21 protein-coding genes and 1 tRNA gene are annotated in these 22,625 nt (G+C 61.7%); 16 read left to right on the forward strand and 6 right to left on the reverse strand.

The window, feature by feature from the left end; all coding sequences use genetic code 11:
- Positions 1-52: 52 nt before the first annotated feature.
- On the forward strand, positions 53-466 hold the full coding sequence (locus tag GRI97_RS06915; RefSeq protein ID WP_161390322.1) for an EVE domain-containing protein: 414 nt from the start codon (positions 53-55) through the stop codon (positions 464-466).
- Between the two features lie 79 nt (positions 467-545).
- The gene (locus GRI97_RS06920; protein ID WP_161390323.1) at positions 546-716 is read left to right on the forward strand and encodes a CsbD family protein; all 171 of its coding nucleotides are present in this window, start codon (positions 546-548) and stop codon (positions 714-716) included.
- Between the two features lie 77 nt (positions 717-793).
- On the opposite strand, the gene GRI97_RS06925 is transcribed toward GRI97_RS06920, so the two are convergent.
- On the reverse strand, positions 794-2,461 hold the full coding sequence (locus GRI97_RS06925; RefSeq protein WP_161390324.1) for a thiamine pyrophosphate-binding protein: 1,668 nt from the start codon (positions 2,459-2,461) through the stop codon (positions 794-796).
- Between the two features lie 138 nt (positions 2,462-2,599).
- On the opposite strand from GRI97_RS06925, the gene GRI97_RS06930 reads away from it, so the two are divergent.
- Positions 2,600-2,809, forward strand: a complete 210-nt coding sequence (locus GRI97_RS06930) for a hypothetical protein (protein WP_161390325.1) — start codon at positions 2,600-2,602, stop codon at positions 2,807-2,809.
- A 38-nt stretch (positions 2,810-2,847) separates the two neighbouring features.
- Here the strand turns inward: GRI97_RS06930 and GRI97_RS06935 are convergent, their stop codons facing one another.
- Both GRI97_RS06935 and GRI97_RS06940 read right to left on the reverse strand, forming a co-directional pair.
- Positions 2,848-4,173: an MFS transporter gene (locus GRI97_RS06935; protein WP_161390326.1), complete on the reverse strand. Its 1,326-nt coding sequence runs from the start codon at positions 4,171-4,173 to the stop codon at positions 2,848-2,850.
- Between the two features lie 156 nt (positions 4,174-4,329).
- Entirely contained in the window at positions 4,330-5,154 is an 825-nt protein-coding gene (locus GRI97_RS06940; RefSeq protein ID WP_161390327.1) for a hypothetical protein, read from the reverse strand.
- Between the two features lie 185 nt (positions 5,155-5,339).
- Between GRI97_RS06940 and pgsA the strand changes: the two genes are divergently transcribed.
- Positions 5,340-5,933 carry a CDP-diacylglycerol--glycerol-3-phosphate 3-phosphatidyltransferase gene (gene pgsA / locus GRI97_RS06945; RefSeq protein WP_161390328.1) on the forward strand — a complete coding sequence of 198 codons (594 nt, stop codon included), beginning with the start codon at positions 5,340-5,342 and terminating at the stop codon, positions 5,931-5,933.
- A 39-nt stretch (positions 5,934-5,972) separates the two neighbouring features.
- Positions 5,973-6,926 carry a nuclear transport factor 2 family protein gene (locus GRI97_RS06950; RefSeq protein WP_161390329.1) on the forward strand — a complete coding sequence of 318 codons (954 nt, stop codon included), beginning with the start codon at positions 5,973-5,975 and terminating at the stop codon, positions 6,924-6,926.
- 57 nt (positions 6,927-6,983) lie between these two features.
- Here the strand turns inward: GRI97_RS06950 and GRI97_RS06955 are convergent, their stop codons facing one another.
- On the reverse strand, positions 6,984-7,559 hold the full coding sequence (locus GRI97_RS06955; protein WP_161390330.1) for a hypothetical protein: 576 nt from the start codon (positions 7,557-7,559) through the stop codon (positions 6,984-6,986).
- A gap of 250 nt (positions 7,560-7,809) precedes the next feature.
- Between GRI97_RS06955 and GRI97_RS06960 the strand changes: the two genes are divergently transcribed.
- Positions 7,810-10,704 (forward strand): TonB-dependent receptor domain-containing protein, encoded by a 2,895-nt coding sequence (locus GRI97_RS06960; protein WP_161390331.1) that lies wholly within the window; start codon positions 7,810-7,812, stop codon positions 10,702-10,704.
- 95 nt (positions 10,705-10,799) lie between these two features.
- Here GRI97_RS06960 and GRI97_RS06965 read toward each other — a convergent pair whose 3' ends face one another.
- Entirely contained in the window at positions 10,800-11,702 is a 903-nt protein-coding gene (locus tag GRI97_RS06965) for a hydrogen peroxide-inducible genes activator (RefSeq protein WP_161390332.1), read from the reverse strand.
- 10 nt (positions 11,703-11,712) lie between these two features.
- Positions 11,713-13,008: a ribonuclease D gene (gene rnd / locus GRI97_RS06970; RefSeq protein ID WP_161390333.1), complete on the reverse strand. Its 1,296-nt coding sequence runs from the start codon at positions 13,006-13,008 to the stop codon at positions 11,713-11,715.
- Positions 13,009-13,123: 115 nt separating this feature from the next.
- On the opposite strand from rnd, the gene aspS reads away from it, so the two are divergent.
- From aspS to GRI97_RS07020, 10 genes are all read left to right on the forward strand, one after another.
- Complete coding sequence (gene aspS, locus GRI97_RS06975; protein ID WP_161390334.1) at positions 13,124-14,944, forward strand: aspartate--tRNA ligase; 1,821 nt, start codon at positions 13,124-13,126, stop codon at positions 14,942-14,944.
- Positions 14,945-15,072: 128 nt separating this feature from the next.
- Entirely contained in the window at positions 15,073-16,017 is a 945-nt protein-coding gene (locus GRI97_RS06980) for a TauD/TfdA dioxygenase family protein (protein WP_161390335.1), read from the forward strand.
- Positions 16,018-16,153: 136 nt separating this feature from the next.
- Positions 16,154-16,390, forward strand: coding sequence for an acyl carrier protein (locus tag GRI97_RS06985; RefSeq protein WP_161390336.1), 237 nt, complete (start codon positions 16,154-16,156; stop codon positions 16,388-16,390).
- A 102-nt stretch (positions 16,391-16,492) separates the two neighbouring features.
- Positions 16,493-17,755: a beta-ketoacyl-ACP synthase II gene (gene fabF, locus GRI97_RS06990; RefSeq protein WP_161390337.1), complete on the forward strand. Its 1,263-nt coding sequence runs from the start codon at positions 16,493-16,495 to the stop codon at positions 17,753-17,755.
- Position 17,756: 1 nt separating this feature from the next.
- Complete coding sequence (gene mltG / locus GRI97_RS06995) at positions 17,757-18,734, forward strand: endolytic transglycosylase MltG (protein ID WP_161390338.1); 978 nt, start codon at positions 17,757-17,759, stop codon at positions 18,732-18,734.
- Positions 18,698-19,243, forward strand: a complete 546-nt coding sequence (locus tag GRI97_RS07000; protein WP_161390339.1) for a 2'-5' RNA ligase family protein — start codon at positions 18,698-18,700, stop codon at positions 19,241-19,243. Before mltG ends, GRI97_RS07000 begins: the two co-directional genes overlap by 37 nt.
- 99 nt (positions 19,244-19,342) lie before the next feature.
- Positions 19,343-19,419 (forward strand) — tRNA-Met (locus GRI97_RS07005).
- 328 nt (positions 19,420-19,747) lie between these two features.
- A complete protein-coding gene (locus GRI97_RS07010; RefSeq protein WP_161390340.1) occupies positions 19,748-20,407 on the forward strand; it encodes a TetR/AcrR family transcriptional regulator in 660 nt (219 codons plus the stop codon).
- A 168-nt stretch (positions 20,408-20,575) separates the two neighbouring features.
- The gene (locus GRI97_RS07015; protein ID WP_235917631.1) at positions 20,576-20,920 is read left to right on the forward strand and encodes a c-type cytochrome; all 345 of its coding nucleotides are present in this window, start codon (positions 20,576-20,578) and stop codon (positions 20,918-20,920) included.
- Positions 20,917-22,554, forward strand: coding sequence for an FAD-binding oxidoreductase (locus GRI97_RS07020; RefSeq protein WP_161390341.1), 1,638 nt, complete (start codon positions 20,917-20,919; stop codon positions 22,552-22,554). Before GRI97_RS07015 ends, GRI97_RS07020 begins: the two co-directional genes overlap by 4 nt.
- Positions 22,555-22,625 lie beyond the last annotated feature (71 nt).

Below are 22,625 nucleotides of genomic sequence, written 5' to 3' on the forward strand. Positions count from 1 at the left end.
CCTGTTCCAATCCCGGCCTCTAATTGTGGCGGGAGACAAGGGAGACCTGCAAATGGCTGGCCGGCTGTGGCTGATGAAAACCGAACCTGAGGCCTTTTCCTGGGATGATCTGGTGCGTGACGGCGAAACGCTGTGGGATGGCGTGCGCAATCACCGCGCCGCCAACAACATGCGCGCCATGGAACTGGGCGACCGAGTGTTCTTCTATCATTCCGTCATCGGGAAAGAGATTGTCGGCATCGCCGAAGTCAGCGCCGTGGGGCTGACCGATCCGAATGATCCGGAAGGCAAATGGACCGCCGTAAAGCTGAAGCCGGTGCGCAAGCTGAAGCGCCCGGTCACGCTGGCGCAGATCAAGGCGGTACCGGAACTGGCAGAGATGGAACTGGTGCGGCTTTCGCGCCTGTCCGTGGCCGAACTGACCCAAGCGGAATGGGATCGCGTCTGCAAAATGGCCGGAGAATAGGCGGGAACCGGCCTCATCCTTTGCCGTTAATCACCCGAAAGCCAGGCAATACAGCCGGTTCCTTAGCTGGAGAAGCACGATGGGTGAACTGAAGGACAAAGCCAAAGGTCTTGCCAATGAAGCAATCGGCAAGGTGAAGCAGCAGTCGGGCAATCCCGAAACCCGCGCCGATGGTGCCGCTCAGGAAGTCAAGGGCAAGGCCCAGCAGGTCGCAGGCAGCGTCAAGGGCGCGCTCGGCGATCGAGTGTGACCGTTTCCATCGGGTGCACATGTTCCCGATGTTGAAGTGAAGGGGCGGTCCGCAAGGGCCGCCCTTTTCGCATCCGCTCAGTGGCTGGCTGGGCGGTTGCGCAAACCGCTGATCGTGGCACCTGCCGCGCTCAATTGTTCGACCTCGATCACGCAATGCAGCAGCCGCACGCCCTTGCAGCTGAGCGCTTCGGTCAGTCCGCGTTGGAAATTGGCGGTGGTGTCGCAACGCACGGCCCAGGCGCCGTAACTCTGCGCCAATTGCACGAAATCGGGATTGTGGAGATCGGTTGCTGACACCCGCCCGGGGAAGCTGCGTTCCTGGTGCATGCGGATGGTGCCATAGCTGGCATTGTCGATCAGGATCACGATCAGATCAGCGCCCGATTGCATGGCGCTGGCCAGTTCCTGCGCATTCATCAGAAAATCGCCATCCCCGGCGACGGCCACGATCTGCCGTTCGGGGAAGCGCAGTGCTGCGGCGATCGCTGCTGGCAGGCCGTAGCCCATCGCGCCAGCGGTGGGGGCCAGTTGCGATGGAAAACCGGCATAGGGCCAGTATCGGTGCCACCAGCCGGAAAAATTGCCGGCGCCATTGCAGATCACCGCTTCGGGATCGAGCATCTGCCGCGCCAGGCCCAGGCATTCGGCCAGATCGAGCCGGTAACTGCCTGGCACGGGGGTCGACCATTCCAGCCATTCGCGATGGGCATCGGCGCCGGCGTCGAAAGGGATGATATCGCCTTCATCCCACAAGGCCGCGCTTTCGGAAAACTCGGCCGGATCGGCGCAGAGCGCCAGATTGGGCGCATAGACCCGGCCAAGCTCTTCCGGGTCGGGATGCACATGCACCAGCAATTGCCCCGGATGGTCCGGGGTGATCAGCGTATAACCATCGGTCGTCGCCTCCCCCAGCCGCGCGCCGACGACAAGCAGCAGATCGGCATCCTTGATCCGCTGGGCCAGGCGCGGGCTGGGGCCGTAGCCCAGATTGCCGGCATAGACTGGTGAGGCTGGCGATATTGCATCCTGCCGGCGGAAGGCTGTCGCGACCGGCAGGCCGATCCGTTCGGCAAATTGTGTGAACCACGCGCGGGCCCGGGCATTCCAGCCGGCCCCGCCGATGATGGCAACCGGCGCGGCGGCATCGCCGATCATCTCGATCAGCGTGGCCATGGCATCGGGGCAGGGCGCCTGCGCCGGGCGGGTGACGAAGGCACGCGGCGCGGCGGAACCGGCCGCATCATGCAGCATGTCTTCGGGCAGGGCGATCACCACCGGGCCCGGCCGGCCAGAGATGGCCGTGGCATAGGCGCGGGCGATATATTCGGGGATGCGCACCGCGTCGTCGATCCGCGCGGCCCATTTGCACAACGGGCCAAAGAAGGCCGCGAAATCGACCTCCTGAAAACCTTCCCGGTCACGCATGCCGCGACCGACATCGCCGACGAACAGGATCATCGGCTGCGAATCCTGCATCGCCACATGCACGCCGATGCTGGCATTGGTGGCGCCGGGCCCCCGGGTGACGAAACAGATGCCCGGCCTTCCGGTCATGGCCCCATCAGCGCAGGCCATGAAGGCGGCGCCGCCTTCCTGCCGGCAGGTGACCAGGTCGATATCCGGGCAGTCATGCAGCGCATCCAGCACCGGCAGGAAACTCTCCCCCGGCACGGTGAAAATCCGGTCGCATTCCTGTTCCAACAGGCAGTCGACCAGCAGGCGAGCGGCGTTCCGTTCGGTCATGCCGGGCAGGCTAAACCCTTCGGACGAAGGTCACAACCTGTCCCCTTCCAGCCCGCCTCACGTCCAATCCGTCCCGCCATCGGACAGTGAATTCGGGGCATCTGGAAAATGGTTACCAATTGGTTAACGGTCATGGCCATGCGCCGCTCACTCGTCCTCACCAACGAATCCGCCCGCCACCCCTTTCGGGCGTCTTTGCCGCAGCATGCGCTGGACGAACGGGAAGATGATGAGGTGGAACAGCGTGTGCCCTGGCGTATGCGGCTGGGTCTTACCGGGGAAGATATGCGCGGCTTCGCCAGCACCTATTGCGCCAGCCTGATCGCCGTCAGCGTGTTCATCGCCTGACGGAGAATGGCAGCGTCGCAGCGCCGCCATTCTCTCGTTCATTCTGCCGAGGCGGTGTGCGAACCCGGTGTTTCGGCCTTGTACAGCAACCAGCCGAGCCAGGCAGCGACCACGCACATGACGGCGCTCAGCAGCAATTGTTCGACCACCCGCACACCGATGGCGCTCAGCGCGCCGGCGATCAGCGACCCCAGCACCATGGCCCCGGAATTGACGATGTTGTTGGCCGCCACCGTGCGGGCCGCCTGTGACGGGGGGCATTTGGTGGTCAGAAAGGCGTACAGCGGCACCACGAACATGCCGCCCGAAATCGCGATCATCAGCAGGGTGAACAGCACCACCGGCGCCAGCGGTTCGGCGATGAAGGCGCCGACATCGAGCAATTGCGTGGTCGTGATGCTTTCGCCCCAGGCGCGGCAGACGAAATAGAATGCGCCGACAAACAGGCCCATCACCACCACCGAGACCGGGGAGTAGCGGGCCGATACCTCGCCCTTGAGCAGCGCGTTGATGGCCACGGAACCGATGGCCACCCCCACGGAGAAGATCACCAGGAACAGGCTGGCCACTTCCTTGCTGGCAATGAGGAAGTTCTTCACCAGCGGCGTGAACTGAACGAACAGCACCGTGCCGATTGCCCAGAAGAAGCTGATGGCCAGGATCGCCAGGAACACTTCGCGCCGATGCATGGTGTTTCTGACCAGCGCGACGGAGGAACGCAGCACATTGTAATCAATGGGCGTATCCTTTTCCAGCGGCGGAGCGGAGGGGACGGAGCGGCTGGTCAGATATCCAGCCACGGCGATGATGAACACCAGCGCGCCAGCCACTTCCACTTCGACGAAACCGGCCAGGATCGTGCCTGCCAGAATGGCGACATAGGTGCCTGCTTCGACCAGTCCGGTGCCGGACAGAACCTCTTCCCGCTTCAGATGCTGGGGCAGAATGGCGTATTTGATCGGACCGAAGAAAGTCGAGTGGATGCCCATGGCGAACAGCGCCAGCAACATCAGCGGGATCGCCATGGCTTCGGTCAGCATGTCCAGCCAGGCCATGGCCAGGCCGATACCGCCCACCATCATGATAAAGATTTCCGCCAGTTTCACCCGTCGGATGATCATCGCCTTGTCACGCATATCCGCCAACTGACCGGCGAAAGCTGACAGCAAAAAGAATGGGATAATGAACACGGCAGAGGCCAGCGCGCTGAATTTTCCCTCAGCTTCCGGCGAGTTGTACACATTGTACACCACGAACAGGACCATCGCGTTCTTGTACAGGTTATCATTGAACGCGTTGAACAGCTGAGTGGCAAACAGCGGCAGAAAGCGCCGCTGTTTCAGCAGATAGGTCGATGTAATCATGACGGAAGGATCATAGGGAAAACGGGCGCCTCTTGCCGAATGCGGGGGAGACATAGCCACACAGTCGTTAAGAACAAGCGGAAAGCGTGCAATTTCCCGCGCCCGTAAAGCGTCTCCACCTGCCTGTCGTTGTCCGTTTGTGACGAGGATGTGTCTTCAGGGGGCGGCGTAAGTCGGGTTCATCGCCTGCCAGCCATCCGGCCCTGCGTTGCCTTCCGGTACTGCGACGACATTGCCATAACCATCGGTGTAGCCAGTCGAACCGTGCGGCACGCGCGTTTGCACGCCGCCGCCATCCATGGTCGTGCCTTCATAAATGCTGTCGATGAAACGGCCGTGGCCCCTATCGATGCTTGCCTGCCCAGCCTCCCAGTTGCGGTTCATGGCAGCATAGGATTCCTGTCGCGCATTGTGCGCCGCCTGCCCGGCGGCACCCTGCGCCCGCAGATTGGCCATCCTGTTGGCGGCGTTCTGGTTCATCTGCGCGCGCCAGGCATCCATCTGCGCCATGCTTGCCTCCCCCGCCTGCATCACGGCGGCACTTTCGGAATAGGCAGTGAAGATTTGCTGCGCCAGACTGTCATAGGCATTGCAGGCCTGGCTGTCGCCCGAACGACAACCCTGATCCATTTGCGTCAGTTGCTGCTGATAACCGGGCATCTGCGGCAGGACCTGACAGGCCAGCTGATTGCCGCTCTGGCATTGTTGCTGCCGAATCTGCGTCAGGCCGGCCAGCGCCTGCTGGGCATCACCCTGTGATCGCGCGCCGGAAGGCGGGGCGCCGGCCTGCTGGCCGTTGGGCCGGTCGGGATCGCCATAGCCGGCCGGCATGGCCCCCGGCTGCATCGATGCCATATCCGCATCATCGGCTGAAAATTCTTCGGCATCGGCCAATGCAGCCAGCGTCAGGACTGACATCAGCGCCGCACCGCCCAGGCTGATCCCCAGCAGCAGCTTCTTGTCCATGGTCCCGCTTTTCATGATCGTTCCTTCATGCCTGCCCGCAAACCTGCGGAGCCTCAACCAGGGAAAGCGTACAGTGCGGGCAAAACTGATCAGATGGTTCGGGCGGGGCGCGAATTTATCCGCCCGAGGTGTTGATCCGCCCCACTGCAGGCGGAAAAGCGGTTCCCTCTGCCGCACCCGATGTTCTAGAACAGGCTTCGATGTGGACTCTCCCGAATATTCTGACGCTGTCGCGTATCGTCGCCCTGCCGATCCTGGCTGCGCTGTTGTGGTGGCCGGGCTGGCATTTCGGCTATGGCATGGCCTTCGCGCTTTATTGCGTCATGGGCATCACCGACTATTTCGATGGCATGCTGGCACGTTCGAGCGGCGCGGTGTCGCGGCTGGGCATCTTCCTTGATCCGATCGCAGACAAGATCATGGTGGCCACGGTCATCGTGATCCTGACGGCCAAGGGCGCGCTGACCGGTCCCTTCGTCGGGGATCTGCATGTGATAGCCGGGCTGATCATCCTGCTGCGCGAAATCGCCGTGTCGGGCCTGCGCGAATTTCTGGGCGGCCTGCAGGTTTCTGTGCCAGTCAGCAAGCTGGCGAAATGGAAAACCACCGCGCAGCTGGTTTCGCTCGGTTCGCTGATCCTGGGCGGCGCTCTGCCGGGCTGGGTGCTGCCGATCGGGGCGACCGATTTCAACGTACCCCACAATGTCGGCCTGATCTCACTGTGGACCGCAGCGGTGCTGACCTTGATTACAGGGTGGGATTACCTGCGCGTTGGCTTAAAACACATGGATTGATGCCCAGGGACAAGGGCGCAAGACCGAGAGGGAGATGATATGAGGATTTTGTTTGCAGCCGCCATGGCGGCGCTGATGTGTTCGACGGCGGTGCCCGCAGCGGCGCAGCTGAATGATCCCGTGGTGGCGCATCCGGATCCGGAATCGCTGTTCACCAGCCCCGATCCCAAACTGCACCGCAACAAGCAGGCCGCGCTCAACATCATAAAGGTGCTGCTCGAAGCCAATCAGTGGGATCGCGCGAGCGAGTTTCTGACCGACCGCTACATTCAGCACAATCCGCTGGCGGCATCAGGTCTGGACGCAGTGATCCATTATTTCACCCAGGTGGCCAAGGCCAAGCCGACCCCCGTGCTCGAACGGACGCAGCGCCCAATCGTCGCCGTGCAAGCAGAGGGGGATTTCGTCACCGTGCTGTTCGTTCAGACCCTGCCGGTGCCGGGCAAGCCCGACCAGACCTACACCACCACCTGGTTCGACACCTGGCGCTTTGTCGATGGCAAGGCGGATGAGCATTGGGATCCCGCCACGCTGCCGCAGCCCCGGCCGCAGGCAGCCGCTGCTGATACAGCAACAAGCCAGCTGGCGGATCGCGCGGCGATCGACCGGCTGATGTGGGATTATGTCCGTGCCGCCGATACGACCGATGCGGATCGCTATGCGAGCGTCTTCACCGAAGACGGGTCGTTCAACAGCATCAAGGGCCGCGAAGCGCTCCACAAGTTCATCGCCGATCTGGACGCCGATCAGGACAAGCGTCGCGCCGATGGCACGCTGACCGGCGACATGCGCCATTTCATGACCAATCAGAATGTCGAATTCGTGTCCCCGGATCATGCCCGCGTCCGCTATTACTGGCAGACGGTGTTCGGTGGCGCCGATCGCGCCAATCCGCCGCGAATGGCGGCGGCTGGCACCGGCGTGGACGATGTCGTGCGCGTGGGCGGCCGCTGGCTGATCCAGAGCCGCAATGTGGCCCCGACCAACGAGTAATTGATTGCGCTCTACATGGGGCAGGCGGATCGTCTGCCCCATGTGGATCGTCGCACCTCAGGTTGCGATTTCTTCTTCGACCACGGTGAGATCGATCATCTCGGCATTATAGCCATAACCGATCTCGATCCAGATCAGCCGGTCTTCGGCGTGGATCAGGAACTGTCGAAAACGATAGGGCGCCGGATCGTAAAGATCGCGAACGAAAGCCGGGGCATTCTCATCAATCATCTTGCGCCCGGCTTCGGGCATGCTGCCGTCGAACACGCGGTGGCCGCCCATGCTGGTGATCTGCTGTTCGATCCCGCGCAGGAACAGCAGTTCGTTCCATTCCCCGCCATCGGCAAAGATATCCGCATGCCAATAGGCGCCCGTGGCGACATGCAGTTCGCCTTTGGGGAAGACATATTTTTCCGCCAGGCTCAGCCGCTTTGCTCCCCCGTCGCGGAAGCCAGCGGGAATGGAGACATGGGGGAACTCTCCGATATCCTGCTCCGCGGGGGCAAAGGCCTGTGCGTCAAAGGCCGGAGTATTCGGATCTTGTGCGTGGACAAGCCCGACCGGCGCCACAGCCCCGGCAAACAGCATGCAGATAAAGGCGAGGCGACAGGTCGTGGGGAAGCGGCGCATCATCATCCAGTCCTTGTGATTGGCGGATGCTCTGGTGCTGTGCAGCTGCGACAAAACGATGACAACGCACGGATTCCCTTAATTTCACATGCTATTGAACGAATCAAATTACTATCATAACATTCGTTACTAAGGTCGGGCTTCACACGACACCGGCCGGCAATGGGTTTGGGGAGGCTTGATCCGGCACGATTTCCGGACAGGATTCGTGTTGCCTGATCACGCGTGGCCCCCAAATTTGGGGAGGGAGAACATGCGGCGGACTACACTGGGGAATGTTTCGGTTTCACGCACCGCCTGCGCCATCGCGCTGATCAATGCTCTGGCCTTTGCAACGCCTGCCTTTGCCCAATCGGCAGAGACAGAACCTGTCCAGCAACAGATCATCGTCACCGGATCGCGCATCGCCTCCGCCGCGCTGGACAGTCCCAATCCGGTCACCGTGGTGGGCGCGGAACAGATCCAGAGTCTGGGCCAGACCAATGTCGCCCAGGTGCTGCAGACCATTCCGCAGAACTCTGCCTTCGTGACCGATGACAATGTCGGGCTCGGCAATTTCAACGTCGGGGCGCAGCTGGCGAACCTGCGCGGGCTCAATCCCTTCTTCGGAACGCGCACCCTGACGCTGGTGGACAGCAAGCGCTTCGTTCCCTCCACCAATGGCGGGGCGGTCGATCTCAACCTGATCCCCTCCGTGCTCGTCGAACGGGTGGAGGTGGTTACCGGCGGGGCGTCGGCCATCTATGGCACTGACGCGATCGCCGGTGTGGTCAATGTCATCCTGAACAAGAAGATGCAGGGCCTGCGCGCGCAGCTGGATTATGGGGTCACGGAAGAAGGGGATGGGGAAGAATTCCACGGCGCGCTGGCGGCGGGCACGTCCTTTGCCGGCGGCGCGGGCAATATCGTGGTCGGCGGGGAATATTCGCAGAGCTTCGGCATCGGGATATGCTCGCAGGTGCGCGACTGGTGCAAATCCTCCTACGGCCAATTCACCAACACCGGCTTCGGCAGCAATGGCCAGCCCAACTTCATCATCGGGCCTAATGCGCTTGGCGCGGGCGCCTCGCAGACAGGCGTGTTTGCCCAGTTCCTCAATGCCCCGGGCGTGGCAAACATGCAGTTCAACGCCGCTGGCAACGCGCTGGTGCCGTTCGATCCGGGCGAATATGTGTCCACGCCCGATATTTCCTATTTCAACCGCCAGGGCGGCGATGGCGGCCCGGTCGGCCCCTATGATGCCACGCGCATGCGCCCGCCGGTCGAGCGTTTCGCCCTTTACGGCCATCTGGAATTCGAGGTTTCCCCTGCCTTTATCCCCTATATCGACATCTCTTACGGCGGACGCTCGTCCTCCAATGTGCAGGGATCGCAGGGTGCCAGCCTGGCGGTAATTTCGGCGGACAATGCCTTCCTCACCCCGGACACCCAGCAATTGTTGGCGGACAATGGCGGCATTGCCTTCTTCAACCGCAACACCAACAATATCGTCGATCAGGTGAATGCCACCAAGAACACCACCTTCCGCGTGGTCGCTGGGGCGGACGGCACCTTTGCCCCGCGCTGGAACTACGGGATCTATTATACCTACGGCCGCAATGATCAGAGCCAGCGGCTTTATGGCAACCAGGTCACCAGCTTCTTCGGCTGGGCGCTGGACGCGGTGATCGATCCGGAAACCAATCAGGCGGTCTGCCGCCAGGTGCTGCTCGGCAACCCAGCCGCCGCCGGGTGCCAGCCGCTCAACCTGTTCGGCAGCAACAATGCCAGCCAAGCCGCGATCGACTACGCCTATCGCACGCTGCCCGAAGAATTTCGCTTCGAACAGCAGGTGGTCGCTGCCAGCGTAACGGGCGATCTGTTTGACGGGATCGGGGCCGGGCCGGTCGGCGTGGCGCTGGGCGCGGAGTATCGCCACGAAAGCGGCGATGTCTCCCATCTCGGCCTACCCTATTACAACGACTTCCTGCTGACCTATGGTAATGATTTTTCTGGTAAATCCGACATCTATGAAATTTATGGCGAAGTCAGCGTGCCCCTGCTGCAGGACAGTGCGTTGGGCCGTTCGCTGGAAGTGGATGCCGCCGTGCGCCATAGCTGGAACACTAGCACATCGGGCGTCACCAATATCTCCCGCACGACGGAAGCGACGACCTATAAATTTTCGCTGCTCTATGATCCGATCGACGAGATCCGCCTGCGGGCCAGCCATTCGCGCGATATCCGTTCGCCCGGCTTCCGCGAACTCTATTATGGCCAGGTGTTGGGCGCGGGGAATCCCTTCGCTTCGGTCAACAATCCGTTCAACGGCGGCGCGCCCGATGCCGCGACGCTGGATTTTGGCGGTTCGGTGCTGCTGACCCCGGAAACGGCGGATACCTGGACGGCGGGAATTGTGCTGACACCATTCCCGCGGTTCCGGGCATCGGTGGATTGGTATCAGATCAAGATCAGGGACGCGATCGGCGCGATCGGCCAGCAGGTGATCGTCGACAGCTGCTTTGCCGAACAGCTGCTGTGCGATCGCATAGAGGCCAATGATGATTACACCGACATCACCTATATCGACAACAATCTGACCAATCTCAATGGCTTTACCTCTCGCGGGCTGGATGTGGAGCTGGCCTATTCGCTGCCGCTGGGCGGGGATAGCGTGATCGATCTGCGCACGCTGTTCAGCTATATCTACAATCTGAAGGTCGATGCCGGCGGGCGGGTGATCGACTATGCCGGGCAGAGCGGGCCGGTGGCATCCTTCGGCGATTTCAATACCACGCCGAAACTCACCGCGCAGGCCTTCCTCACTTATCGCAACGATGCTTTCACCGCGGTGCTCAGCGGTCGCTATGTGGGCAAGGGCCGCTACAACGCGACCTACATCGGCCCCGATGAGGAGGGGTATTCCCCGACCGCAATCAATTCGATCTCCGACAATTCGGTGGATGATCGCTTCTACACCGGGCTGGCGCTGACCTATCGCTTCGATCTGGACGACGGCACATCCAGCTTTGAACTGTTCGGCACGGTGAGCAATCTGCTCAATGTGTCCCCGCCGGTGGCGCCGGGCGGGAATGGCTACCCCACCAATCCGGTCTATTTCGACACCGCTGGCCGATCGTATCGCATGGGCGTGCGGGTGAAGATCTGATCCTGTTCAAGCAACAACGGTATAACATGGGGGAGGGGGTCACCGCAGGGTGGCCCCCTTTTTATGCGGTCCGGCTGGCTGGAAAACGCCCGACCTTAATCCTGCGGTACGCGCAATTCCTGGGCCAGCATGCGGAATTCATCCGAACGGGGGGAATTCTTGCGCCACACCAGCGCGATTTCACGGGTGGCATTCAGCGCCTTGAGCGGACGGGCGACGACCTGGGTATCGTTCAATATCCCGGCGTCCAGCGCCATTTGCGGCAGCATGGTGACGCCCAGCCCATTATCGACCATCTGCACCAGCGTATGCAGTGATGTGCCGATCATGGTGGCGGATGCGCGCAGTTCGGGGCGGTTGCAGGCCGCCAGCGCGTGTTCGCGCAGGCAATGGCCGTCTTCCAACAGCAACAGCCGGCCTTCATCAATCATCGAAGGCGGGATCATGTCCGGCGGATCGCGTGGTTCATCTTCCGGGAAGGCAACGAACAGCCGGTCATCAGCGATATGTTCGCTGTCCACCTCTCCGGTAGCGAAGGGCAGGGCCAGCAGCACGCAATCGGCGCGGCCATGGTGCAGCGATTCGATCGCGGCGCTGCTGGTTTCTTCCCGCAGAAACAGCTTCAGCGCCGGGCGCTCCCGCCGCAGCCGGGGCAGCATGCGTGGCAGCAGGAAGGGGGCGATAGTCGGGATGACGCTCATGCGCAATTCGCCGGCCAGGGGCTGCCCGGCGGCCTGCACCAGATCGGACAGTTCTTCCGCCTCGCGCAGCAGCCGGTGGGCCTTCGCCACCACGGCATTGCCCAGCGGGGTGAAACGCACCACCCGGCGGCTGCGTTCGACCAGCATCACGCCCAGCAGCGATTCGAGTTCCCGCAACCCGGCAGACAGTGTCGATTGCGAAACAAAGCACGCCTCCGCAGCACGGCCGAAATGGCCATGTTCATGCAGCGACACCAGATATTGCAGCTGCTTGATGGTGGGGAGATAGGTGCTCAACCGCTGTGGCTCATTCTTCCCCGGGTTTGCCGGTGCTGTCGCCAATGCTGTCGTCGGCGTCGTCCTCTGCGTCAAATCGGGGGAAATCATCCCCGTCATCGGCTTCGGGTAAGACCGCATCGCTGGGTGTCACCACTGCCGCCGGATCGATCCGGGTCATCTTCAGCCGGCCGTTCTCGACCGCGAAGCCCATCTTGCCTTCCACCAGCTCCAGCGCATCGCGACCGAAGGTTTCGAACCGCCAGCCTTCCAGCATCGGCAGCTTGCGCACACCGGCTGCCAGCATTTCCAGTTCTTCGGAGCGGGTCAGCAACCGTGCCGCCACATCGATTTCGCGCGACCGGATCTTTAGCAGCAGCTTCAGCAGATCGGCCACCAGCGCGCCTTCCTTACCCAAAGGCGCACCGCGCTTGGGCTTGTCGGGCATTTCATCGTCGGGCAGTTCGGTCGCATCGCGCAGCACGCGCATCAGCCGCTTGCCGATGTCATTGTCGCGCCAAGCCTGGCTCAGCCCGCGCACCTTGGCCAGATCTTCCTGCTTCTTGGGCGGGTGGCTGGCTAGATCAGCCAGGGTTTCATCCCGCATGATCCGCCCGCGCGGAATATCCTTCGATTGCGCTTCGCCTTCGCGCCAGGCGGCAATGGCCTTCAACCGGCCGAGCACCAGGGCATTGCGGCTGGGCGGGCGGATCTTGCGCCAGGCCAGATCGACATCATTGGCGTAATTGGCCGGATCGGCCAGCCGTTCCATCTCTGCATTCAGCCACACGCCGCGCCCGGTCTTGATCAGCCGCTTGAGGATGCGGGGGAAGATCGTTGCCAGATAGGTGACGTCGCCGATGGCATATTCGATCTGTCGGTCGGTCAGCGGGCGGCGGCTCCAGTCCGTGAAGCGCGCGCCCTTGTCGATCGTCTTGCCCAGCCAGCTTTCGACCAGATTGGCATAGCCGATCTGTTCGCTCTGGCTGATGGCCATCATGGCGATCTGGGTGTCGAAGATCGGGTGCGGGGTCTTTCCGGTCAGATTGTAGATGATTTCCACATCCTGCCCGCCGGCATGGAAGACCTTCAGCACGTCCTCATTCTCGGTCAGCAGATCCAGCAGCGGGGTCATGTCCAGCCCGGGCGCCAGCGGATCGATCGCGGCCGCTTCTTCCGCATTGCCGATCTGCACCAGGCACAGCAGCGGATAATAGGTGTTTTCCCGCATGAATTCCGTGTCCACGCAGACGAAATCGCTGCGGGCCATGCGATCACACAGATCGGCCAGTTCATCGGTGGTGGTAATGAGCGGGTGTATTTTCATCGTCGCTTTTCTATAGGGCACCGCAGTGAATGCCGGTCGGCTTGACAAGCGGATGCCCATCCCCTGTTAGCGCCAGCTTTCTAGCGCCATAGCCATGATTACGGAAAGAGTCAGGATGCACGCCTATCGTACCCACAATTGTGCCGCCCTCAGCGCTGAAAATGTCGGGGATACGGTCCGGCTTTCGGGCTGGGTGCATCGCAAGCGCGATCACGGCGGCGTCCTGTTCGTCGATCTGCGCGACCATTACGGCATCACCCAGATCGTGGCGGACAGCGATTCTCCCGCTCTGGCCGTGTTCGAAGGGCTGCGCGCGGAAAGCGTCGTCACCATCGATGGGGAAGTGAAGGCGCGCGCCGAAGGTACCGCCAACCCCAATCTGCCGACCGGTGCGATCGAGGTCTTCGCTCGCAGCGCACTGGTGCAGAGCCGCGCCGACGAACTGCCGCTGCCGGTGGCCGGGGAGCAGGAATATCCGGAAGATATCCGTCTCAAGTACCGCTTCCTCGATCTGCGCCGCGAAACGCTGCACGCCAATATCGTCAAGCGGACGAAGATCATTGCCGACATGCGCCAGCGCATGGGCGAACTCGGGTTTACCGAATATTCGACCCCGATCCTGACGGCGTCCAGCCCGGAAGGCGCGCGCGACTTCCTGGTGCCCAGCCGCATCCATCCCGGCAAGTTCTACGCCCTGCCGCAGGCGCCGCAGCAGTATAAGCAGCTGCTGATGGTGGCCGGCTTCGATCGCTATTTCCAGATCGCCCCCTGCTTCCGCGACGAAGATCCGCGTGCGGATCGTCTGCCGGGCGAATTCTACCAGCTCGACCTGGAAATGAGCTTCGTCACGCAGGAAGAGGTGTGGGAAACCATGGAGCCGGTGATCGCCGGCACCTTCGAAGCCTTCGCCGAAGGGCGCCGGGTGACCCCGTCGGGACAGTTCCCGCGCATCACCTATGCCGATTCGATCCTGAAATACGGCACGGACAAGCCCGATCTGCGCAACCCGTTGATCATCAGCGATGTGACCGCGCATTTCGAACAGTCCGGCTTCGGCATCTTCGAAAAGATCGTCGCTGGTGGCGGGCGCGTGCGGGTGATCCCGGCGCCGAACACGGCGGACAAGAGCCGCAAGTTCTTCGACGAAATGAACGGCTGGGCGCAGGGCGAAGGTTACACCGGCCTCGGCTATGTCACCCGCAAGGGCGGCGAATTCGGTGGCCCGATCGCCAAGAATCACGGCGCTGACCGGATGGCCGAACTCTATGCCGAACTCGGCCTTGGTGACGATGACGGGCTGTTCTTTGCCGCCGGCAAGGAATCGGTCGCAGCCAAGCTGGCCGGCGCTGCCCGTATCCGTGTGGGTGAACAGCTTGGCCTGATCGAGCAGGATTGCTTCGAATTCGCCTGGATCGTCGACTTCCCGTTCTACGAATATGACGAGGATGAAAAGCGCGTCGATTTCAGCCACAACCCCTTCTCGATGCCGCAGGGCGGGCTGGAGGCGTTGGAAACGCGCGATCCGCTGGAAATCAACGCCTATCAATATGATCTGGTCTGCAACGGCTATGAACTGGCTTCGGGCTCGATCCGCAACCACATGCCCGATGCGATGGTGAAGGCCTTCGAAATCGTCGGCCTGAGCAAGCAGGACGTGGAAGATCGCTTCGGCGGCCTTTACCGCGCCTTCCACTATGGCGCTCCGCCGCATGGCGGCATGGCGGCCGGGATCGACCGCATCGTGATGCTGCTGTGCGGCGCGGTCAATCTGCGTGAAATTACGCTGTTCCCGATGAACCAGCGCGCCGAAGACCTGCTGATGGGCGCGCCAAGCCTGGCAGAAAACAAGCAATTGCGCGAACTGAACATCCGCGTGACCGAACAGCCTTCCACAACGGCAGCAGCAGCGGTGCCGGTCGCGCCATCGGCTGGCTGATCATCTGCGATCAACTGATCTGCCTTTTCATGAAACGGCCGCAACGCAGGTTGCGGCCGTTTTTGTATCAGGGGGTTGCTACGAGTGTATAAAATGTTTGATAGGGCAACAGTTCAATAATGTAACGAATGAGAAAGTTGCCGATGGTACTGGCGGTAAGACAGGTTCACCCCCGTTTCTTCGGGGAGATCACCGGCGCGGATCTGATCGGTGAACCCGATGAAAACCTGCGCAATTTTGTCGAACAAGCGATGGCCGAACATGCGGTGTGCGTGGTTCGTCACAGCCCGATCAGCGATGAACAGCATCTGCGCTTTGCCCGGCTGTTCGGCCCGCTGGAACTGCCGCCCGGCTATGCAGAGCGCAAGGCGGCCAGCGTGCGCCCGCGGATTGCGCCCGAAATGTTCTTCGCCGGCAATATCGACGATGACAATCAGATCATCCCGCCAAAGCCGCCTTCGCAGGATATCGGGGCAGGCGCGCAGCGCTTCCACGCCGACAGTTCGTTTAACCCGCAACCGAGCAAATGGTCGATGCTGCGCGGGGTTGAATGTCCGCCGTCGGAAGTGGGCGGCGACACGCTGTTCGCCGATATGCGCGCCGCCTTCGACGATCTCCCGCCCGAGATGCAGCAGCGGCTGGAAGGACTGACCGGCATTCATGATTTCTGGAAGGGGCGCGAATATGCCGGCCTGACGGTCAGTGATTCCATGCGCACGCGTTTCCGCATGCCGCCGATGGAGCATCCGCTGGTCCGCACCATGGCCAACGGACGGAAAAGCCTGTTCGTGGGCGGCCATTGCACCGGGGTGAAGGGGATGAGCGAAGAAGAAGGCCATGAACTGGTCGAATGGCTTTATCGTCACACCACCTCTGACCAATATGTCCACCGCCATCAATGGGTCGAAGGCGACATCGTGATCTGGGAAAATCGCTGCGCCTTGCATGCTGCGACTCCGCTAAATACCAGCGAATATCGGCGTGACATGCGTCGCGCGACGGTGAATGAATCCGGTCGGGAAATGGATGCGTATCATGCTGCCGGCATCACCGGTGCCTCGCTGACGGATTGATCAGCATGGGCGCATTTTGTGACCATGATGCGATAGTGCGCCGGTTGGTATCGTTGCGCCGCCTCTTGCCACCGCGCAAACCTGTCATTAGGGGCGGGATGAGAGTTGAACGCCCCATTCTGAAAGGCATAGTTTCATGAGCGATACCGCCGAGCGCGTGAAAAAGATCGTCGTCGAGCACCTCGGGGTCGAGGAAGACAAGGTCACCCCCGACGCAAGCTTCATTGATGATCTGGGCGCCGACAGCCTCGACATCGTCGAGCTGGTCATGGCCTTCGAAGAAGAATTCGGGGTGGAAATCCCTGACGACGCCGCCGAAAAGATCAACACTGTCGGTGACGCCAACAAGTACATCGAAGAGCACAAGGGCTAAGGCCCCGCTTACCCCGCCGCCAAGGTCCCGCCAAAAGCGGACGGGGATGGAAGGCTCAGCCTGAACGGGCTGGGCCTTTCGTGGTTTCGGAGAGAGAAATTTATGCGCCGCGTAGTCGTAACCGGTCTGGGTCTCGTAACCCCGCTTGGCTCTGATGTGGAAACAGTCTGGGCAAATCTCATCGCTGGCGAAAGCGGCGCGACCGCAATCACGAAATTCGATGCCTCGGATCAGAAATGCCGCATTGCCTGTGAAGTGAAGCCCAAGGATCACCCCTGGGGCTTCGACGCGGACAAGCGCGTCGATCACAAGATTCAGCGGCAGGTCGATCCCTTCATCGTGTTCGGCATCGATGCCGCCGGCCAGGCGCTGGAAGATGCCGGGCTCACCGATATGGACGAAGCCACGCGGTTCCGCGCCGGCTGTTCGATCGGCGCGGGCATTGGCGGTCTGCCGGGCATAGAGGAACAGTCGATCGTGCTGCATGAACGCGGCCCGGGTCGCGTTTCCCCGCACTTTGTGCATGGCCGCCTGATCAATCTCATTTCCGGCCAGGTTTCGATCAAATATGGCCTGATGGGCCCGAACCATGCAGTGGTGACCGCCTGTTCGACCGGCGCCCATTCGATCGGTGACGCCGCCCGCATGATCCGCGATGATGACGCGGACATAATGCTGGCAGGCGGCGCAGAAAGCACGATCTGCCCGATCGGCATCGCCGGTTTTGCCCAGGCGCGCGCGCTGTCCACCAATTTCAACGATGAACCGACCCGTGGCAGCCGCCCCTATGACGTGGACCGCGATGGTTTCGTCATGGGCGAAGGCGCCGGCGTGGTGGTGCTGGAAGAATATGAGCACGCGAAGGCACGCGGTGCGAAGATCTATGCTGAAGTGATCGGCTATGGCCTGTCGGGCGATGCCTATCACGTCACGGCGCCGCATCCCGAAGGTTCGGGCGCCTATCGTTCCATGGAAATGGCCCTGCGCAAGGCCGGGCTGACCCCGGCAGACATCGATTATGTCAACGCGCACGGCACCTCCACCCCGATGGGTGACGAATTGGAACTGGGCGCGGTGCGTCGGCTGTTTGGCGATGCAATAGGCAATATTTCAATGAGCTCGACCAAATCCGCCACCGGCCATCTGCTGGGCGGCGCCGGGGCGATAGAAAGCATCTTCTGCATTCTGGCCATGCGCGACCAGATCGTGCCGCCGACGCTCAACCTCGACAATCCGTCGGAAGGTTGCGCCGGTGTCGATCTCGTCCCGCATGTCGCCAAGAAGCGCCAGGTGCGCGCGGTGCTGAACAACAGCTTCGGTTTTGGCGGCACCAATGCCAGCCTGGTGATGCGGCAGGTCGATTGACATGGCGCGGCGCGGCTGCCTTGTCGCGGCGCTTCTTATCGTGCTCGCCGCCCTGCTGGGCGGCGGGTACTTTCTTTATGGCTGGTATGGCGCCAGCGGCCAGGTGAAGGGCGAAAGCACCTTCATCGTGCGCAGCGGTTCCTCGCTCGCCAGCGTGGCGAAGCAACTGGAACAGGAAGGCCACATCGGCTCTGCCAGTGGTTTTTTGCTGCGCGCGAAGATCCTGGCCAGCAGCGATCCGATCAAGGCGGGGGAATTCCTGCTGCCGGCCGGGGCCAGCCCGGCGGCGATCCTGGACATGTTCCAGCATGGGGAGGTGGTGCGTCGCTTCATTACCATTCCCGAAGGCACGCCGTCGATCATCGTTCATGAAAAACTGATGGCCGAACCATTGCTGACCGGGTCGGTGCCGGTGCCGGCTGAAGGCACCGTGCTGCCCGACACCTATGATTTCGAGCGTGGAGAGCGGCGCAGCGCGGTGCTGGCGCGGATGGAAGCGGCGATGAACCGCACCGTGGCCGAGCTCTGGCCCAAGCGTGCGCCGGGTATTGCCGTCGACACCCCGCAAGAAGCGGTCACGCTGGCCTCAATCGTGGAAAAGGAGACCGGCAAGCCATCCGAGCGGCGGCAGGTCGCCGGGCTCTACAGCAACCGTATCCGGCAGGGGATGCTGCTGCAGGCCGATCCCACGATCATCTACCCCATCACCCGTGGCAAACCGCTGGGCCGGCGCATCCTGCAGTCGGAAATCTCTGCACTAAACGATTACAATACCTACACTCGTCTCGGCCTGCCCAAGGGACCGATAACCAATCCCGGGCGCGAATCGATTGCAGCGGTGTTGAACCCGGAAAAAACCACCGCGATCTATATGGTGGCCGATGGCAGCGGCGGTCATGCCTTCGCGACTACGCTGGCCGAACACAATGCCAATGTGGAAAAATGGTTTGCCCTGCGACGCCAGCGCGGAGAGATGTGAGCGGGAATAAACCCCTGATAGTTACGGCGCAGTTGCCGGCTGATCTGCAAAGATGGGCCACGCGGCTGCGGCAGCTTCACTATCCGCCGGAACGCAACTGGCTGGATGCTCATGTTACGCTGTTTCATGCTCTTCCCCCGGGATCGGAGGGGGAACTGCGCACCAGGCTGTCCCGCTTGGCCGCCATCACCCCGCCGCCACCGGCCAGCCTGACGGGAATCATGGATTTGGGGCAGGGCACGGCGTTGCGGCTTGATTCTCCCGCTATGCTGGATCTGCGCGATGACATCGCCGATTTCTGCCATGGCCTGCTGACGGCCCAGGATCAGGCCCGTCCCAGGCTGCATGTCACCATTCAGAACAAGGTTTCAAAACACACCGCAAGGGCGCTGCAAAGTGAACTTAATCAATCATTTGAGCTGATCGATTTTCGTTTTTCCGGGCTGGCGCTGCATGCTTATGATGGGGGTCCGTGGAACTTGTTGCAGGAATGGCGCTTTCGCGGTTGACCGATCGCAAACCCCATCCTAAACGCGCCGCCTTGCCAGAGTGCACAGCGCCCCTGAAACGGAGCCCTGACGATCTGGCCCGCATGTAAGCATGCATGTGGCGGAGTAGCTCAGCCGGTTAGAGCAGCGGAATCATAATCCGCGTGTCGGGGGTTCGAGTCCCTCCTCCGCTACCACTTTCGAGACATTTGCATTTAGCCAGCTGGTGCGGATTACAGCACTCTGTAAGCTGCGCTGGCGTTCGGCGCCTCATGGTAAAATCAGCTGCCGCCACTGACGATCTGAGCGCGCAGATGCAGCCGTCTGCCGCATCGCCGAGTGGCAGGAAGCGAATGATCATGTCAGCCTGTCTTTCCGTTTCAGTTGCTGGCTTGAGAGGGAAGTAGCGTTTTCGATCTGCGCCATTGCTGACATTGTCAGCGCTGAAGCCCGCATTGATCGCATTCATCCTTGCCAAGGCCAGCCTGCGCCATCAGCGTGATATCATGCTGATATGGAGACGACGTGGCCGATCATCCTGCTGAAACCGTTCCTGATGGCCGCACTGCGCTGGGGCGCAAGCGCAGGGCCGACACCCGCGTGCGCATTCTGGCGGCGGCGTTCGAGATTTTCGGAGACGAGAACGGGTTGTTTGCCCGGATCGAGGATGTGGCGGATATGGCCGGAGTCACCCGGGCGACGTTCTACAACCATTTCACCGGCATGGCCGAATTGCGGGAAGCGCTGACGCAGGGTGTCACGCATGATTTCCTGCTCTCGGTGACCCGCACGGTGGACCGCCTGCCGGATGCGCGCGAGCGATGCACGGCGGCGACGCGGTTCTATCTGCATCGGGCGCAGGAGGATGCGCGCTGGGGCTGGTCGATGGTCAATATCAGCGCCAGCGGGTTGATCTTCGGCGCGGAGACTTATCGGGCCGCAGAAGCGACCGTTCGCGAAGGGATTGAATGCGGCGCCTTGCCGATCCTGTCGCCTGAACTGGGGCGCGATATCCTGCTCGGGTCCGCGCTGGCGGCGGTGAATTCGATCCTGCGCGGGGAAGCGCCGAAGGATTATCCCGAAGCTGTCGCCGGCTACATTCTGTTTGCCTTGGGGGTGCCGTTCGAGGCAGCCAAAACCATAGCACATTTGCCCCTGCCGCCCTTGATCATGGACCCGATCTGAGCGGGCCAGTCCAATGTCATTTTACAAATTGGCAAGTTAAATCAGTACTATGGAGATGATGCTCCGGCTTTCGTGCGCATACCTCATTTGAATTTGACAAAACGTAAAACTCAAAATAATCTGTATTATACAAAGTGTAAAAAACACTGATGATACGGGAGAGATGGCATGGAACCCTTTCGGGGTGGACGTGTGCTTGCGGCCATGGCTGGCGTGGCCATGCTGGGCGCGGGTGGCATGACGGCGTTGTCGGCGGCGGCGCAGCAGACGGCGGAGCCGGTGCGGGAGCCGCAATTCATCTATGAGCGCACCTGCGGCTATTGCCACGGCCACAATGTCGGGCCGGTGATCCGGGGGCGAAAACTGCCGGCGGCAGTGATCAGCAGCTTCGTGCGCAGCGGCAACGGCGCGATGCCGGCCTTCAAGCCGACCGAAATCAGCGACGCTGAACTGTCCGGCCTGGCCCGCTGGATCAGCGAGTCTGCGGCCGATCCGAAGGAGCACGGGCAATGATCGGCGGTATTTCCAGGCGCGATATCCTGCGCAGCGGGGCGATCGGTTCGGCGGTGATCGGCGCGGCGGCGCTCAGTCCGCTGGCGCGGGCGCGGATGATGCCGGCCGAGATGGACCGCGATGTCTTTGCCGCGGCGGTGCAGGAATTGCGGGCCATCGTGGGGGAAAACTGGGTCTTTGCCGATGAGGCGAGCACCGTCAGCTATCGCAAGAGCTTCATTCCCGATCTGCGCGGCGAGCACATCCCTTCGGGCGCGGTGGCGCCGCGTACGGTGGAGGAGGTGCAGGCGATCCTGAAGGTGGCGAACCGCTACAAACTGCCACTGTGGCCGGTCTCCACCGGCAAGAACATGGGCTATGGCATGGCGACGCCGGCCTCATCGGGGCAGATGATCCTGGATCTCAAGCGGATGAACCGCATCCTGGATTTCGACGCCGAGCTGGGCACGATCCTGGTGGAACCGGGCGTCACCTATCAGGATATCCATGATTACATAGAGAAAAACAATCTGCCGTTCTGGCTGGATGTACCCACTGTCGGCCCGATCGTGTCCATGGTCGGCAACACGCTGGAACGCGGGGTGGGCTATACGCCCCATGGCGATCACTTTTTCATGCAGTGCGGGATGGAGGTGGTGCTGGCCGATGGATCGGTGCTGCGCACCGGCATGGGATCGGTCGAAAACGGCAATACCTGGCAGGCGTTCAAATGGGGGTACGGACCCTATCTGGATGGGATTTTTACCCAGTCGAACTTCGGCGTGGTGACCAAGATGGGCATGTGGCTGATGCCGCGCCCGCCGGCCTACAGGCCCTTCGTCGCCCGTTCTGCCGAGGTGGAGGACATCGCGAAGATCACCGACACCGTGCGCCCGTTCCGGATGAACAGTCTGATTCCAAACGGTGTTTTGATGATGGGTGCGCTGTATCAGCTGGCCATGTTCCGCCGTCGGGATGATTTTCTTGGCCAGGGTTTCGATGGCAAGGGGGCGATCCCGCAGGAGCTGATCAAGGCGGAGGCGAAGAAGAACGACCTCGGCATGTGGAACACCTATTTTGCGCTCTACGGCACGGACGAGACGATCGCCGCGACCGAGCCGATCCTGCGTTCCGCCTTCGAGGCGGCCGGAGCCGAGGTGCTGACCGAGCGGGAGATGAATGGCAACCCGTGGTTCGAGCATCACAAGACGCTGATGCGTGGGGGGATGACGCTGGAGGAAATCGGCCTGGTGCGCTGGTGGGGCCCGGCGGGCGGGGCGGTCGCCTTTGCGCCGGTGGCGCCGGCCAAGGGCAGTGAGACACGCGGGCAGACGGCGCTGGCCACTGAAATCATGAACAAATATGGTTTCGACTACGCCCCGGCCTATGCCGTGGGCGGGCGCGAATTGCACCACATCATCTTCCTGATGTTCGACAAGGGCGACGATGAAAACGCCGGCCGGGCCGAGCTGTGCATGAAGGAAATGATCACCCGTTTCGGAGAGCGGGGGTGGGCTGCCTATCGATCGAGCGTGTCGACCATGAACCTGGTGGCCGACCAGTATGGCGCCACGAACCGGGAGGTGAACGCCCGGCTGAAACAGGCACTGGACCCCAATCACATCATCGCCCCGGGCAAGCAGGGGATTGCCTGATGAGCGCTTTTCAGACCACGCCGCACCACGCCCTGCCTGCGCAGGAACGCGCCCTGCCTGCGCATGGCCTG

This window comes from Croceibacterium xixiisoli, from assembly GCF_009827305.1.
Classification (GTDB): Bacteria; Pseudomonadota; Alphaproteobacteria; order Sphingomonadales; family Sphingomonadaceae; genus Croceibacterium_C; species Croceibacterium_C xixiisoli.

What these genes read in the sequence shown, in the direction of transcription:
- GRI97_RS06915 (WP_161390322.1), top strand. Translation starts at nt 53, where the DNA reads ATGGCTGGCCGGCTGTGGCTGATGAAAACCGAACCTGAGGCCTTTTCC.
- GRI97_RS06920 (WP_161390323.1), top strand. Translation starts at nt 546, where the DNA reads ATGGGTGAACTGAAGGACAAAGCCAAAGGTCTTGCCAATGAAGCAATC.
- GRI97_RS06925 (WP_161390324.1), bottom strand. Translation starts at nt 2,461, where the DNA reads ATGACCGAACGGAACGCCGCTCGCCTGCTGGTCGACTGCCTGTTGGAA.
- GRI97_RS06930 (WP_161390325.1), top strand. Translation starts at nt 2,600, where the DNA reads ATGCGCCGCTCACTCGTCCTCACCAACGAATCCGCCCGCCACCCCTTT.
- GRI97_RS06935 (WP_161390326.1), bottom strand. Translation starts at nt 4,173, where the DNA reads ATGATTACATCGACCTATCTGCTGAAACAGCGGCGCTTTCTGCCGCTG.
- GRI97_RS06940 (WP_161390327.1), bottom strand. Translation starts at nt 5,154, where the DNA reads ATGAAAAGCGGGACCATGGACAAGAAGCTGCTGCTGGGGATCAGCCTG.
- pgsA (WP_161390328.1), top strand. Translation starts at nt 5,340, where the DNA reads ATGTGGACTCTCCCGAATATTCTGACGCTGTCGCGTATCGTCGCCCTG.
- GRI97_RS06950 (WP_161390329.1), top strand. Translation starts at nt 5,973, where the DNA reads ATGAGGATTTTGTTTGCAGCCGCCATGGCGGCGCTGATGTGTTCGACG.
- GRI97_RS06955 (WP_161390330.1), bottom strand. Translation starts at nt 7,559, where the DNA reads ATGATGCGCCGCTTCCCCACGACCTGTCGCCTCGCCTTTATCTGCATG.
- GRI97_RS06960 (WP_161390331.1), top strand. Translation starts at nt 7,810, where the DNA reads ATGCGGCGGACTACACTGGGGAATGTTTCGGTTTCACGCACCGCCTGC.
- rnd (WP_161390333.1), bottom strand. Translation starts at nt 13,008, where the DNA reads ATGAAAATACACCCGCTCATTACCACCACCGATGAACTGGCCGATCTG.
- aspS (WP_161390334.1), top strand. Translation starts at nt 13,124, where the DNA reads ATGCACGCCTATCGTACCCACAATTGTGCCGCCCTCAGCGCTGAAAAT.
- GRI97_RS06980 (WP_161390335.1), top strand. Translation starts at nt 15,073, where the DNA reads ATGAGAAAGTTGCCGATGGTACTGGCGGTAAGACAGGTTCACCCCCGT.
- GRI97_RS06985 (WP_161390336.1), top strand. Translation starts at nt 16,154, where the DNA reads ATGAGCGATACCGCCGAGCGCGTGAAAAAGATCGTCGTCGAGCACCTC.
- fabF (WP_161390337.1), top strand. Translation starts at nt 16,493, where the DNA reads ATGCGCCGCGTAGTCGTAACCGGTCTGGGTCTCGTAACCCCGCTTGGC.
- mltG (WP_161390338.1), top strand. Translation starts at nt 17,757, where the DNA reads ATGGCGCGGCGCGGCTGCCTTGTCGCGGCGCTTCTTATCGTGCTCGCC.
- GRI97_RS07000 (WP_161390339.1), top strand. Translation starts at nt 18,698, where the DNA reads ATGGTTTGCCCTGCGACGCCAGCGCGGAGAGATGTGAGCGGGAATAAA.
- GRI97_RS07015 (WP_235917631.1), top strand. Translation starts at nt 20,576, where the DNA reads ATGGAACCCTTTCGGGGTGGACGTGTGCTTGCGGCCATGGCTGGCGTG.
- GRI97_RS07020 (WP_161390341.1), top strand. Translation starts at nt 20,917, where the DNA reads ATGATCGGCGGTATTTCCAGGCGCGATATCCTGCGCAGCGGGGCGATC.